The organism is Nonomuraea sp. NPDC003560, assembly GCF_042878785.1.
Lineage (GTDB): Bacteria > Actinomycetota > Actinomycetes > Streptosporangiales > Streptosporangiaceae > Nonomuraea.
In genome coordinates, this window is record NZ_JBIAOF010000010.1 from 412,312 (window position 1) to 425,341 (window position 13,030).

The following is a 13,030-nucleotide window of genomic DNA, read 5'->3' on the forward strand; positions in this document are numbered from 1 at the left end:
CCGGTGCTCGCGGCGCGGGCCCGGTCAGGCGACCCGGGTGGCGGCGCGTTCGCCGAGCCTGCCGTCGTCCATGGACAGGACGGTGTCCACCTGGTCCAGGGTGGCCAGGTCGTGCGTGACCATGACGGTGGCCAGCTCGTTGCGCCTGGTGAGGTCGGCCAGCAGGGAGACGATCAGCTCGCCCCGGTGGTGGTCGAGCGCGCTGGTGGGCTCGTCCACCAGCAGCACCTCGGGGGAGTTCATCAGGGCGCGGGCGATGTTGACGCGCTGGCGCTCGCCGCCGGACAGCTGGTGCGGGCGCTTGTGCTCCTTGCCGCCCAGGTCGACGGCGAGCAGCAGCTCCCGCGCCCGCGGGCCGGCCGCGCGCGGGGACTCGCCGGCCAGGTGCGCCATCACCAGGAGCTGGTCCAGCGCGGTGAGCGAGGGCAGCAGGTTGGCCTGCTGGAACACGATGCCGACGTGGTCGCGGCGGACCCTGGTGCGGGCCGCCTGGCCGGCTCCGGAGACGTCCTGCCCGGCGATGATCACGCTGCCCGCGGCGGGCGTGATCAGGGTGGCGGCGACGGCGAGCAGGCTCGACTTGCCCGAGCCGGACGGGCCGACCACCGCGGCGAACTCGCCCGCCGCGACGGCCAGGCTGACGTGGTCGAGCGCGGTCAGCGTACGGTCGCCGTCGGGATAGGTCAGGACGACGTCGGTCAGCTTGAGTGTCATCGGGAGGCTCCCAGGGCGGTCAGCGGGTCGACAGAGGTGATCTTGCGGATGGCCAGCGCGGCCCCGGCGGCGCCGAGGAGGATCAGCACGGCCACCGGCGCCACGGTGGTGGCCGCCGACAACACGAACGGCACCGTCCCCTCGGCCAGCGCGCCGAGGCCCGCGCCGAGCAGGCCGCCGGCGCCCGCGCCCACCAGCAGCACGATGACCGCCTGGGCGAGCGCGTCCCGCAGCAGGTAGCCGGAGCTCGCGCCCAGGGCCTTGAGCACGGCGACGTCGCCGCGCCGCTGGATCGTCCAGACGGTGAAGAAGGCCCCGATGACCAGGGCCGAGATCGCGAACAGGAACCCGCGCATGAGCTGGAGCGACCCGTTCTCGGAGGAGAACGAGCCGATCGCCGCGGGCGCCTGCGACAGCGGGACCGTCGTGGTGCCGAGCCGCGCGTCGGCCGCGGCCAGGCCGCCGGCAGGCAGCCCCGTGTCACCGGCGGGCAGCGCCAGGACGGTCGCCACGCTGTCGGCGCCGGCCTGGCGGCCCATCTGCTCCCAGTCGCCGATGCCGACCCAGACGACGGGCGTGTGGCTGTAGGACGCCTGGCCGCCGACGCCGGACACGGTGAAGTCCCGGCCCGCGATCCGCACCGTGTCCCCGGCGCCCACCCCGGTGTCGGCGGCGAGCGCGGCGGAGAGGACGACCTTCCCGGCGTCCACGGGCCGTCCCTGGGCGAGGGCGCCGCCCGGCTGGACGCCGAAGAGCGCCACCCCCGCGCTCCCGTCGTCGCCGTAGCCGAGCCGCGACATGGAGACGCCCAGCCGCTCGGCGGCGTCACCGGTCGCCCGCCGCCACTCCTGCCAGGTCCGGTCGGTGACGCGGCTGTCGGCGAAGGACGGTTTCCCGCTGCCGGCGAAGACGAGGTGCCCGGCGGGCAGGCCCTCCACGGCCGAGATGTTCTCCCGCGCCAGCCCGGCGGTCAGGCCGGACAACATGGTCACCAGGAGGGTGATGAGGAAGACGACGGCGCCCATGAGAGCAAACCGTCCCTTCGCGAAGCGCAGGTCTCTGAGCGCCACGAACACGGCGCGTCCCCCGTTGCGGTTGAAGGTCACGTTGACGTGCTCCAGCGTGCGCGCCGCCGGATCGGCCGCGCATCGTGCATGCGGTCCGCCCGTAATACTTCTTTCGGACGATTTGTGGCGCAGGGTCGTCGCATACGCTTGGTGAGAGATGTCTGACTATCCGTTCCCGCCCGCCCTCCGCCTGCTGCGCTGGACCGTGCACGGCACGTTCGCGACCCTCCTGGCGATCGCGCTGGCCGGCGTCGCCGGGACCGGACGGCTCGCGCCGACGCTGGGCGGAGCGCTCCTCGGCGTCCTCTACGCGGCGGGCATCACCATCGAGGCGCGGCTGCCGCACTTCGGCGGGCCGACGCACCTGCTGCTGGGCCGGATCTGGCTGGTGCTGACCACGGCCGGGTGGGCGCTGCTCGCGCTGGCCGCGCCGCAGTTCGTCTGGCTGGCCTTCCCGCTCTTCTTCGCCTACCTGCACCTGCTGCCGCTGGCGGTGGCGCTGCCGGGCGTGGCGGCGCTGACCGTCGCGGCCGTGCTGGCCGCCGCCTGGCACGAGGGACGGCTGACCGCCGCCCTGGTCATCGGCCCGACGATCGGCGCGGCGGTGGCCACCCTGATGGCGATGGTCTACAAGGCGCTGCACGCCGAGAGCGAGCAGCGCCGCCTGCTGATCGACGACCTGGTCCGCACGCGCGGGAAACTGCTCCAGGCGGAGGGCGACGCCGTACGGCTGGCCGAGCGGGAACGCCTGGCCAGAGAGATCCACGACACCCTGGCACAGGGCATGTCCAGCATCATCCTGCTGCTGCGGGCGGCCCGGCGGGACCTGGCCGACGACCTCCCGGCCGCCGAACGCCGCATCACCGAGGCGGCGGACGCGGCCAAGGAGAACCTGGAGGAGGCCAGGAACTTCGTCCGCGGCCTGGCCCCCGCGGCGCTGCGGCACTCGTCGCTGGCCGCCGCGCTGCGCAGGGCCGGCGACTCCGCCGTGGCGGGCACGCCCATCCAGGCGCGCTTCGAGGTCTCCGGCACCCCGGCGCCGCTGCCCGCCGACTACGACGCGACGCTGCTCCGCGTCGCCCAGGGCGCCCTGGGCAACGTCAGCCGCCACTCCGGCGCCGGCCACGCCGGGGTGACCCTCACCTACCTGGACGACGTGGTCATGCTGGACGTGTACGACGATGGCCGCGGCTTCGACCCCGGACGTTCGGCCGGCTACGGCCTGCGCGCGATGCGCGAACGGGTGAGCGCCCTGGGCGGCAGCCTCACCGTGGAGTCGGCCCCCGGCGAGGGCACGGCCGTCGTGGCGACCCTGCCGCTGCCGCCGCTGGAGGGGCCGTGATCCGGATCGTCCTGGTGGACGACCATCCCGTGGTCCGCTCCGGCCTGCGCGCCATGCTCGCCGGGCAGCCCGACTTCGCCCTGGTCGGCGAGGCCGCCACCGGGCAGGAGGGCGTGCGGCTGGCCGCCACGCTCGTCCCCGACGTCGTGCTGATGGACCTGCAACTGGGGACGGGCATGCACGGCAGCGAGGCGACCCGCCGGATCGTCGCCCTGGACGGCCCCCGCGTCCTGGTCCTGACGACGTTCGACACCGACGCCGACATCGTGGCCGCCATCGAGTCCGGCGCGACCGGCTACCTGCTCAAGGACGCCCCGTCGGAGGACCTGCACGCCGCCATCCGGTCGGCCGCCGCGGGCGCCAGCGCCCTGGCGCCGAGCGTGGCCGCCCGCCTGCTGGGCCGGGTCCGCGCCCCCGACGCCACGCTCAGCCCGCGCGAGCTGGAGGTGCTCGGGCACGTCGCCGCCGGCCTGTCGAACCGGCAGATCAGCAAGGTGATGTTCCTCAGCGAGACCACCGTCAAGACCCACCTGGCGCACATCTACACCAAACTGGACGTGGACTCCCGCACCGCGGCCGTCGCGGCGGCCTCGAAGCGGGGCCTCATCCGCCCGCCGTGAGCCGCGGCGTGGCGCTCGGGTCATCAGGGCGTGACGATGGCGAAGTCCGGCTCGGGCTGCTCCAGCAGGGACGCCAGGCGTCGCAGGACGGTCAGGTCGCCGTCGTGGTCGAGCCCGCCGCCGTCACCGTCACCGTCACCGTCGCCGTCACCGTCACTGTCGCCGTCGCCGGAGAGCAGGGTGAGCAGGCGTTGCCGGGTGAGGCGCAGCGTCAGGTCGGCTCCGTCGCCCGTGGGTGACCGCTGGTGGATGAGGGCGCCGTTGGACATCGTGGTCCGGTGGCGTTCGTCCAGGTCGGTGAGGTGCCAGTCGATGGCGAAGCGCTCGTTCCAGGCGTCGGGGCCGTTCACCCGGATGGCCAGGGAGTCGAAGAGCTGCTCGCTGGACAGCGCGGCGAGCATGTCCGGCGAGGTGGTGTCGGTGGCGCCGGGTGAGGGGCCGTCCTTCAGCTCTGCCGCGCCGGTGAGGTAGAAGTTGCGCCAGGTCGCGTTCTCGGCGCCCTGGCCGAGCCGGGTGTAGACCTGGGCCAGCAGCCTGCGGGCCGAGGCGTCGTTGCCGTCGGCGTACACGGCGTGGTTGAGCAGGGTCGCGGCGAAGCGCAGGTCGCCCTCCTCGACGTAGCGGCCGGCCAGGGCCACCACGGCCGAGGTGCCGCCGAAGGACTCGACGTAGCGGCGGGCCAGTTCGACGGGCGGGTGTTCCCACAGGTGGGCGGGGTTGCCGTCGAACCAGCCGAGATAGCGCTGGTAGACGGCCTTGACGTTGTGGCTGACCGAGCCGTAGTAGCCGTGGGTGTGCCAGACCTGCTCCAGCGCGGGCGGCACCTGCATGACCTCGGCGATCTCGGGGCCGGTCAGGCCCTGGTTGAGCAGGCGGAGGGTCTGGTCGTGCAGGTAGGCGTACAGGTCGCGCTGCTGGGACAGGAAGGTGACGATGTCGTCCCGGCCCCAGGTGGGCCAGTGGTGGGAGGCGAAGGCGACGTCGGCCCGGTCGGCGAAGAGCTCGACGGCCTCGGTGAGGTAGCGGGCCCACACCCGGGCGTCGCGGACCACCGCGCCGCGCAGGGTGAGCACGTTGTGCAGGTTGTGCGTGGCGTTCTCGGCCAGGCACAGGGCGCGGTGGTCGGGGAACAGGAAGTTCATCTCGGCGGGGGCCTCGGTGCCCGGGGTGAGCTGGAAGACGACGCGGACGCCGTCGATCGTCTCCTCCTGGCCGGTGCGGGTGACGTCGAGGGTCGGCGGGATCAGGGAGACGGTGCCCTGCGAGGTGCCCATGCCCAGCCCGCAGCCGAGCTGGCCCTCGGGGGACCGGGGGAGGAGCTGGCCGTACATGTAGAGGGCGCGGCGGTTCATGGCGTTGCCGGCGTAGACGTTCTCGGAGACCGCGTGCTCCATGAAACCGGCGGGCGCCACGATCGGCACGTTCCCGTCGGTGACACCGCGCACGCCGCCGAAGTGGTCGACGTGGCTGTGGGTGTAGACGACCCCGGTGACCGGCCGGTCGCCGCGATGGTCGCGGTAGAGCCCGAGCGCGGCGGCGGCGCACTCGGCGGAGACCAGCGGGTCGATGACGACGACGCCGGTGTCGCCCTCCACGAGGGTCATGTTGGACAGGTCCAGGCCGCGCACCTGGTAGATGCCGTCGGTCACCTCGTACAGGCCCTGGCGGGCGCACAGTTGCGCCTGCCGCCACAGGCTCGGATGAGCGGTCGGCGGGCAGTCGCCGGTCAGGAAGCCGTAGACGTCGTTGTCCCAGACGACCTCGCCCCCGGACGTCCTGACCACGCCGGGGGTCAGCCTGGCGACGAAGCCGCGATCGGCGTGCTCGAAGTCCGTCCGGTCCTGGAAGGGAAGGTCTGCCATGTGAGCGTCCTGCCCTCGGCAGTCTGCGATGAGGGCAAGGAGAGCCCCAAGAAAGGGCATTCGCGGCGGTGCGGCCGCCGGTCCGAGGAACGTTCCTCTCATGTGTGCTTCTCCGGCCGGCGTGCTGGCATGGGTGCGGAGCGCGGTCGCCGCCGCCTTGATCACCGGCGTCTACTTCGTCGTGCCGCTGCCGACGGAGAAACTCCAGGACGGCTCGCCCGAGCTGCGCGTGCTGGGCTGCCTGGCCGGGGTGATCGTGCTGGCCTGGCTGCTGGGGCGGCAGGTGGGGCGCGCGCTGCGGCCCGGACGGTCCCTGGCGGAGCAGCTGGCGATGTTGCTGACCGTCGTCATCGTCGTGGTGGTCTTCTTCGCGGCGCTGTACTTCCTGATGGCGGCGCAGTTCCACGGCCTGCGCACGCGGGTGGACGCGCTCTACTTCTCGGTGATCACCCTGGGCACGGTCGGCTACGGCGACGTCGTCCCCCTCGGGCAGGGGGCGAAGGCCCTGGTCGTCGTGCAGGTGATCTTCGATCTGATCGTCGTGACGTCGGCGCTCGCGCTCATCGTGGGCGTGTGGCGCTCGCAGGAGTCGTCATGAGGGTTCTCCCTCCAGGCAGGGGACCGGGGCCGCCGTGGGGGCCTGGGGGTGCGTGGCCAGGTAGTCCTGGAGCTCGCGGTGCCGGAACTGGTAGGCGATCCCGGAGATCCGCAGCAGCCCGGCGTCGTAGCAGCGGTGCAGGAACCGTCCCAGCCGCCACGGCAGCCGGCCCCGCGTGGCCAGCAGGAGGCCCAGGTAGCGGCGCGCCAGCAGCGGCGACCAGGACGCCACCAGCGACATGCCGAACACCGCGGCCACCGCGACCGCCGCGACGACCGGGATCCCCTCCAGCAGCTTCACGAACCAGATGCCCAGCATGAACCCGAATCCGGGGCCGAAGGTGAGCGCGGCCACGAGCGTCGAGACGACGTCGTTGCGGATGACCGTCCTGGGGTCGACGCCGTCCCAGGAGCCGGCGTATCCCAGCGTCACGTCCCTGCCGCTCGCCATCCCCACGCCGACCAGGACGCCGAAGACGATCGGCACCCACAGCGGCAGGGCGGCGCCGAACTCCATGATGACCGCCGCGCTCGTCAGGCAGCCGTACAGGGCGGCCAGCACGCCGTCCACGACGCTCCGCCTGCGGCTCTGTCCGCCGCGGGACCGGAGCAGGCCGTCCTCGTCCGCCGTGGACCACGCCTGCCGATAGGCCGTGACCGGCTCGGTCAGCAGGCGCACCGCCACCGTGCCGGGCAGCAGGAGAAGGGCGACGGCCATCACCGTCGCGCCCGAGATCCGGCCGTCCACGATCTCCACCCGCGAGAACACCGCGACGGCGGCGACGACGACGGCGGCGACCCCGGGAAGGCAGGTCGCCAGCGCCACCAGCGCGCCGAAGAACCGCGCCCGGTCGCCCGCCAGCGGCCACAACCGGTGCAGCACGAGATCCGTGCCGGACAACACGCGCCCGTCGAGCGGCGGCCGGCCCGCGTTCGCGCGCAGATGGGCGGCCAGGACGGCCAGGTAGGCGTGCGTGCGCCGGGCGTCCGGCCCCCTGCCCGCCGGGTCCGCCGCGGCCAGGCGGGCGGGGATGAACAGGCCGAGGAGATGCTCCCGTACGGCCTGCTGGTCGGCGAAGCGCGTGAGGACCTCGGGGGAACGCACATAGCGCCCGGTGACCGGGTCGCGCTGCTCGTGGACGCTGACCGCCAGGGTCAGCCGCCACGGCGTGTTCAGCGCCTCGGCCAGGACGTGGCCGTCGCGGGTCAGCGCGTCGAGGACCGGCCGCCAGCGGTCGGGATCCTCCTGGTCGGTGACGGCCTGGATGAAGCTCCACGCCTTGTCGCCGCCCACCCTGCCCACGTCGACCCGGACGATCCCGCGGGGGACGGCCCGGTCGGCGACCAGGGCGTCGTACTGGTCGGTGCGGCAGGTCAGGACCATGCCGCAGCGGTCCAGCCCGTGCTCGTACTCCTCCAGCGCGCGCAGCGCCCGGGCGGCCCGTGAACCGTAGCCCGGCTCGTCGGTGTCGTCCATCTCGTCGAGCCCGTCCACGACGGGCAGGATCCGCTCCGCCTGCACGAGCGTGCGCGCGGTCACCGGCTTCAGGCCGTACGCGGCGGTCAGGTGCCGGGCGAGCATGTCCCGCACCGGCACGTCGGGATCCAGGCTCGCCGCGGAGATCCGCACCGGGACGCGGTCGTCGGGCCGCCGGCCGTCGAGCAGCCGGAGGATCAGCTCGATGGCCAGGACGGTCTTGCCCGAACCCGCCACCCCGGTGATCACCAGCCGCCCCGGGCCGCCCAGCTCGCGGAAGTAGCCGGCCACCTGCTTCAGGCTGCCGGCCGGCGGCGCGGAGACGGAACCGCCGGTGGGATGGAAGGAGAAGTCGACGTCGATGACCGCGTCGCTGCCCTTGCGACCCAGCAGCTGTGCCCGCTGGGCCCGCTCCTCGGCCAGCACCCGCCCCGCCAGCAGGATCGCGGCCGCCTGCACGTCGGTGTCGGCCAGCCGCTGCGCCTGCCACCAGGACAGCGCGGCGATGCCCGTCCCGGCCAGCCCCAGCCCGGCGCCGACCGGGTCGACGTCGCCCGGGTAGAGCGTCCACAGCCGCAGCGCGGCGGCCACCAGCATGACCATCCCGGCCGCCACGCCCGCCCGGAACCACCATGTCCTCGTCCGCCGGCTCACGGTCCCAGCATTGCAAAGCGGGCGCCCGTCGTGTGCGGGGAACGGGACAAAGATCCTCTTCGTCCCGTACCGGCTCGCGGCCCGTGCAACCCCGCGGGCGGCACGTGCGAAACACAGGTATGTGGAAGGCACACCAGGCCGGCAGCTGACGGGCGCGGCCCTGAGATCGGCGCTGCGGCCGGCCCGCGCGCTCGGCGTGCTGTCGGTGCTGGCCATGATGGGCTGCCAGGTGGCGTCCGGGCTGGCCGCGCGGCCCGAGCGGCTCACCGGGGTGATCGTCGTGCTGCTGGCGGCGTGCGCCATGGCCTTCGCCGCGGACGCCTGGGGCGCGGCCAGGGCGGCGGCCGCCTTCGCCGGCGCGGCGCTGACCGGGTACGCGGCCGAGCTGGCGGGGCTGCTGACCGGGTTCCCGTTCGGCTCCTACCGCTACAGCGACGCGCTGTGGCCGCAGGTGGCCGGGGTTCCCGTGGTGGTGGTGCTGGCGTGGGGCGGCATGGGGCTGGCGGCCCACGCGGTGGCGGTCGCGGTCGTGCCGTCCGGCGGGGTGGCCCGGGTGTGCGCGGGCGCGGGCGCGCTGACGGCGTGGGACCTGTTCCTCGACCCCCAGATGGTCCGGCTCGGCCTGTGGACGTGGGCGCGGGAGGGCTTCTACCGCGGCGTGCCGCTGAGCAACTTCGCCGGCTGGCTGCTGGTGTCGGCGCTGGTCATGGTGGTCGTCGGGCGGATCGTCCGGGCCGCCGCCCCGGCGCGCGGGCTGCTGACGCTGTACACGGTCATGGCGGTGATGGAGACGGTGGGCTTCGCGGCGGTGTTCCGGCCGCCGGACCTGCTGGTCGCCGCCGCCGGAGGGATCACGATGGGCGCGTTCGCCGCGCCGGCCTGGAGGCGGTCATGGCCGAGGTGACGGTGATCGGCGGCGGCATGGGCGGCATGGCGTGCGCGCTGCTGCTGGCCCGCCAGGGCCACGAGGTGCGGCTGTACGAGCAGTTGCCGCGGCTGGGCGGCAAGCTGGCCGAGCACCGCCGTGACGGTTTCACCTTCTCCCTCGGCCCTTCGCTGCTCACCATGCCGCGGGTGCTGCGCGAACTCGGGCTGGAGCGCGAGCTGATCGAACCCGCCCTGCTGTGCCGGTACCGCTTCGCCGACGGCACGGTCCTGGACGCCCACCGCGACCCGGCGCGGATGGCCGCCGAGGTGGAGCGGCTGGCGCCGGGCGAGGGCCGGGCCTGGACGGCCTTCCACCAGTGGGCGCAGGGCTGCCTGCGGGCGGCGGAGCGGACCGTGTTCGCCGGTCCGCCGATCCGGCGGCAGGGACGGCCGCGGCTGTCGGACCTGACCGCGGTGGCCCCCGCCCGCACCCTGGCCGGGCTGGCGCGGCGCCACTTCGGCGACCCCCGCCTGCGCCAGTACGTCGGCCGCTACGCCACGTACGCCGGGTCGAGCCCGTACCGGGCGCCGGCGGCACTGGGCTGCGTCCCGGCGCTGGAGCACGGGGAGGGCGTCTGGTACGCGCCCGGCGGCCTGGCCCGCCTGGCCGACGACCTGGCGCTGCTGCTGAAGGCCGCCGGGGTGGAGATCTTCCTGTCCGAGCCCGTCGCCGCCGTCGAGGCCGACGCGTCCAGGGTCACCGGGGTACGGCTGGCGAGCGGACGCAGGGTGCGGGCCGACGTCGTGGTGGCCGGCACCGACGCCGCCGCCCTGTACGGCCGCCTGTCGCCGGACCGGCGGCGGCTGCGCCGGATCGCCCGGCTCGGCGCCTCCTCCTCGGCCTTCCTGCTGCTGGCCGGGGTGGAGGGCCGCACGCCGGGACTGCCGCACCATTCGGTGCTGTTCTCGGCCGACTACGAGCGCGAGTTCGCCGACATCTTCGACCGGGGACGTCCGCCCCTCGACCCGACGGTCTACGTCGGCTGCTCGGCGGTGGACGACGCCTCCCAGGCCCCGGGCGGGGCGGAGAACTGGACGATGCTGGTCAACGTGCCCGCCCGGGATCCGGCCCGGTGGGGGATCGGGGTCGAGGCGTACCGGGACCTGGTGCTGGAGCGGCTGGCCGGGCGCGGCTGCGACCTGGCCGGCCGGTTGCGCTTCGTCGACGTCCTCACCCCCGCCGACCTGCGGGACCGGTACGGCTCCTGGGGCGGCGCGATCTACGGCAGCGCCTACCGGGGCAGGCTGGCGTCCTTCGCCCGGCCGGGCAACCGGGGGCCGAGACGCGGGTTGTACCTGGTGGGCGGCTCGGCCCACCCCGGCGGGGGCCTGCCGATGGTGACGCTGGGCGCCCGCATCGTGGCCGGCCTGGTGGCGCAGGACCTCGCGGGCGGTTCGCGATGAGGGCGCTCACCGTCGCGCAGGGCGTGGCGGCGGCCGTCGTGGCGGCCCGGCTCGCGCGGGGGCGGCGGCGGCTGCCCGCGCTGCGGCCCCGTCCGGTCGCGGGCGAGCCGGTCTCCGTGGTGATCCCCGCCCGCGACGAGGAGGCCAGGATCGGCCCGTGCCTGCGCGCCGCGCTGGCCGCCCCCGGCGTCCGCGAGGTGATCGTCGTGGACGACGGCTCCCGGGACGGCACGGCGAGGCTGGCGGCGTCGCTGGGCGCCACCGTCGTCACCGCCGATCCGCTGCCGCCCGGCTGGGTCGGCAAGCAGTGGGCGCTGCGGCAGGGGGTGGCCGCCGCCCGCGCCGGCGTGGTGGTCACGCTGGACGCCGACGTCCGGCCCGCGCCCGGCCTGTTCGGCGCGCTGGCCGCGGCCCTGGACCGCTACGACCTGGTCAGCGCCGGCCCGCGCTTCGTCTGCGACGGCGCGCTGGAGCAGGCGCTGCACGCCTCGATGCTGGCGACGCTGGTCTACCGCTTCGGCCCCGTCGGCCCCCCGAGCCCGCCGCCGCCGCACCGGGTGATCGCCAACGGCCAGTGCATGGCCTTCCGGCGGTCCCGGATGACCGAGGCGGACGGCTTCGCGCTCGTGCACGACCGGATGACCGACGACGTGGCGCTGGCCCGCCGCCTGGCCGCACAGGGCTGGTCGGTGGGCTTCCTGGACGCCGGCGGCCTGCTGGAGGTCGACATGCACGACTCGGCGGGCGAGTTGTGGCGGGAGTGGGGCCGTTCGCTGCCGCTGGCCGACGTGACCGGCCCCGGCCGGCAGGCGGCCGACCTGGCGGTCATCTGGCTGACGGCGGCGCTGCCCGTGCTGCGGCTGGCCGCGGGCCGCCCGACCGGCCTGGACCTGGCGCTGCTGGGACTGCGGGTGTCACTGACGGCCGCGTTGCGGGGCAGCTACCGGCGGCCCGGAGTGGGGCTGCTGCTGTCGCCGCTGCTGGACCCGGCCGCCGCGTTCCGCCTGACGCAGGCCACCGTACGCCCGGTGCGCGACTGGCGGGGACGCACCTACGGCGACGTGAGCGCGGGCGTCAGCGATGGGACGAGCGGCGGCGGCCGGCCAGCGCGGCCTGCCGGAAACGCAGCCCGATGAGGCACATCAGCCCCCCGGTGGCCGCCACCAGCTCGGCCGGCATGAACAGCAGCTGCAGCAGCGGCACCCCGAACACCGCCAGGCGCGCGCCCGCCGCGAACGACCGCGTCGCCAGCGCCACCAGCGTCAGCGCCGCCACGGCCAGCCCGAACGCCGGCGGGCAGATGACCGCGACCCCGCCGGCGAAGGTGAGCACGCACCGGCCGCCCCGGAAGCCGGCGAACAGCGGCCACGCGTGCCCCGCCATGGCCGCCGCCACCGCCAGGTACACCGGCGCCACGCTCGCCCCCGACACCACGCCGAAGGCGGCGGTGTGGCCGCCGCCGATCACCAGCGCGACCAGGGCGGCCAGAGCGCCCTTCAGCGTGTCGCCGGCGAACACCGGCACGCCCGCCCACCGCCCGAGCTGCTCCTTGACGTTCCAGTACCCCGGGTTGCGGTCCCCGACGTCGCGCGGATCGACGCCGTGCGCCCGCGCCGTCAGGACCGCGACCGGCACCGACCCCAGCAGGTAGCCGATGACGACCGACACGAGCACCTCAACCATCGCGTCGTTCCACCTCGTCCGGTACGGCGGCAGGGGGGCGATGAAGCACATGGCCTTCGACCGGCCGCTGCTGCGCCGCCCCGGCGGCCCGATCTTCTGGCGGCTGCTCGGCACCGGCAGGGGACGCTCGATGTCGCTGGGCGCCGACCTGCGGCGCTGGGCGCTGTTCGCCGTCTGGCGGCGGGAGAGCGACCTGGCGGAGTTCCTGCGCGACTCGCCGATCGCCGCCCGCTGGCGGACGGAGTCCGCGGAGTACTGGCAGACCCGGCTGGCCCCGCTCGCCTCGCGCGGCGCGTGGGGCGGCCGCGACCCGTTCGGCGGCGCGCCGGCCCGCGACGACGGCGGGCCCGGCCCGGTGGCGGTGCTCACCAGGGCGTCCATCCGGCCCGGCCGGCTGGTCGCCTTCTACCGGTCGGTCCCGCCGGTCGAGGAGCTGCTGCGGCGGCAGGACGGCTGCCTGGCCTCGGTCGGCATGGGGGAGTGGCCGCTCGCCCGGCAGGCCACCTTCTCGCTGTGGCGCGACCGGCGGGCCGTACGGGACTTCGCCTACCGGGGCCAGGCCCACCGGCGGGTCGTCGAGCGGGTACGGGCCCGCGACTGGTACGCCGAAGAGCTGTTCGCCCGCTTCGTCCCCTATGCCAGCGAGGGCCGCTGGGACGGGCGCGACCCGCTGGGCTGACCCC

General features: G+C 75.0%; 12 protein-coding genes. 7 read left to right on the top strand and 5 right to left on the bottom strand.

Going from position 1 to position 13,030, the window contains the following annotated elements; translation table 11 throughout:
• Positions 1–24 precede the first annotated feature (24 nt).
• Both ACFYUV_RS35315 and ACFYUV_RS35320 read right to left on the bottom strand, forming a co-directional pair.
• Positions 25–714, bottom strand: a complete 690-nt coding sequence (locus ACFYUV_RS35315; RefSeq protein WP_387676507.1) for an ABC transporter ATP-binding protein — start codon at positions 712–714, stop codon at positions 25–27.
• Positions 711–1,790: an ABC transporter permease gene (locus tag ACFYUV_RS35320; protein ID WP_387676636.1), complete on the bottom strand. Its 1,080-nt coding sequence runs from the start codon at positions 1,788–1,790 to the stop codon at positions 711–713. Before ACFYUV_RS35320 ends, ACFYUV_RS35315 begins: the two co-directional genes overlap by 4 nt.
• 148 nt (positions 1,791–1,938) lie before the next feature.
• On the opposite strand from ACFYUV_RS35320, the gene ACFYUV_RS35325 reads away from it, so the two are divergent.
• Both ACFYUV_RS35325 and ACFYUV_RS35330 read left to right on the top strand, forming a co-directional pair.
• Positions 1,939–3,123 carry a sensor histidine kinase gene (locus tag ACFYUV_RS35325; protein ID WP_364338349.1) on the top strand — a complete coding sequence of 395 codons (1,185 nt, stop codon included), beginning with the start codon at positions 1,939–1,941 and terminating at the stop codon, positions 3,121–3,123.
• Entirely contained in the window at positions 3,120–3,743 is a 624-nt protein-coding gene (locus tag ACFYUV_RS35330) for a response regulator (protein ID WP_387676511.1), read from the top strand. The genes ACFYUV_RS35325 and ACFYUV_RS35330 overlap by 4 nt, the downstream gene beginning before the upstream one ends.
• 23 nt (positions 3,744–3,766) lie before the next feature.
• Here the strand turns inward: ACFYUV_RS35330 and ACFYUV_RS35335 are convergent, their stop codons facing one another.
• On the bottom strand, positions 3,767–5,605 hold the full coding sequence (locus tag ACFYUV_RS35335; protein WP_387676514.1) for an alkyl/aryl-sulfatase: 1,839 nt from the start codon (positions 5,603–5,605) through the stop codon (positions 3,767–3,769).
• A 100-nt stretch (positions 5,606–5,705) separates the two neighbouring features.
• On the opposite strand from ACFYUV_RS35335, the gene ACFYUV_RS35340 reads away from it, so the two are divergent.
• Entirely contained in the window at positions 5,706–6,203 is a 498-nt protein-coding gene (locus ACFYUV_RS35340; RefSeq protein ID WP_387676516.1) for an ion channel, read from the top strand.
• Here the strand turns inward: ACFYUV_RS35340 and ACFYUV_RS35345 are convergent.
• Positions 6,198–8,333, bottom strand: a complete 2,136-nt coding sequence (locus ACFYUV_RS35345; RefSeq protein ID WP_387676519.1) for an NACHT domain-containing protein — start codon at positions 8,331–8,333, stop codon at positions 6,198–6,200. The genes ACFYUV_RS35340 and ACFYUV_RS35345 overlap by 6 nt on opposite strands.
• 121 nt (positions 8,334–8,454) lie before the next feature.
• On the opposite strand from ACFYUV_RS35345, the gene ACFYUV_RS35350 reads away from it, so the two are divergent.
• From ACFYUV_RS35350 to ACFYUV_RS35360, 3 genes are read left to right on the top strand one after another with little or no spacing between them, the layout of a single operon-like run.
• Positions 8,455–9,237: a carotenoid biosynthesis protein gene (locus ACFYUV_RS35350; RefSeq protein ID WP_387676522.1), complete on the top strand. Its 783-nt coding sequence runs from the start codon at positions 8,455–8,457 to the stop codon at positions 9,235–9,237.
• Positions 9,225–10,664 carry a phytoene desaturase family protein gene (locus tag ACFYUV_RS35355; RefSeq protein WP_387676524.1) on the top strand — a complete coding sequence of 480 codons (1,440 nt, stop codon included), beginning with the start codon at positions 9,225–9,227 and terminating at the stop codon, positions 10,662–10,664. The genes ACFYUV_RS35350 and ACFYUV_RS35355 overlap by 13 nt, the downstream gene beginning before the upstream one ends.
• Positions 10,661–11,800: a glycosyltransferase gene (locus tag ACFYUV_RS35360; RefSeq protein WP_387676527.1), complete on the top strand. Its 1,140-nt coding sequence runs from the start codon at positions 10,661–10,663 to the stop codon at positions 11,798–11,800. Before ACFYUV_RS35355 ends, ACFYUV_RS35360 begins: the two co-directional genes overlap by 4 nt.
• Here the strand turns inward: ACFYUV_RS35360 and ACFYUV_RS35365 are convergent.
• Positions 11,739–12,347, bottom strand: coding sequence for a glycerol-3-phosphate acyltransferase (locus ACFYUV_RS35365; protein ID WP_387676530.1), 609 nt, complete (start codon positions 12,345–12,347; stop codon positions 11,739–11,741). The genes ACFYUV_RS35360 and ACFYUV_RS35365 overlap by 62 nt on opposite strands.
• On the opposite strand from ACFYUV_RS35365, the gene ACFYUV_RS35370 reads away from it, so the two are divergent.
• The gene (locus tag ACFYUV_RS35370) at positions 12,319–13,026 is read left to right on the top strand and encodes a spheroidene monooxygenase (protein WP_387676533.1); all 708 of its coding nucleotides are present in this window, start codon (positions 12,319–12,321) and stop codon (positions 13,024–13,026) included. The two genes, ACFYUV_RS35365 and ACFYUV_RS35370, sit on opposite strands and share 29 nt — an antisense overlap.
• Positions 13,027–13,030: the final 4 nt, after the last annotated feature.

Bases quoted from the DNA above. Each gene is read 5' to 3' on its own strand.
- ACFYUV_RS35340 (WP_387676516.1), top strand. From the start codon at position 5,706: ATGTGTGCTTCTCCGGCCGGCGTGCTGGCATGGGTGCGGAGCGCGGTC.
- ACFYUV_RS35335 (WP_387676514.1), bottom strand. From the start codon at position 5,605: ATGGCAGACCTTCCCTTCCAGGACCGGACGGACTTCGAGCACGCCGAT.
- ACFYUV_RS35355 (WP_387676524.1), top strand. From the start codon at position 9,225: ATGGCCGAGGTGACGGTGATCGGCGGCGGCATGGGCGGCATGGCGTGC.
- ACFYUV_RS35370 (WP_387676533.1), top strand. From the start codon at position 12,319: ATGACGACCGACACGAGCACCTCAACCATCGCGTCGTTCCACCTCGTC.
- ACFYUV_RS35315 (WP_387676507.1), bottom strand. From the start codon at position 714: ATGACACTCAAGCTGACCGACGTCGTCCTGACCTATCCCGACGGCGAC.
- ACFYUV_RS35365 (WP_387676530.1), bottom strand. From the start codon at position 12,347: ATGGTTGAGGTGCTCGTGTCGGTCGTCATCGGCTACCTGCTGGGGTCG.
- ACFYUV_RS35325 (WP_364338349.1), top strand. From the start codon at position 1,939: ATGTCTGACTATCCGTTCCCGCCCGCCCTCCGCCTGCTGCGCTGGACC.
- ACFYUV_RS35360 (WP_387676527.1), top strand. From the start codon at position 10,661: ATGAGGGCGCTCACCGTCGCGCAGGGCGTGGCGGCGGCCGTCGTGGCG.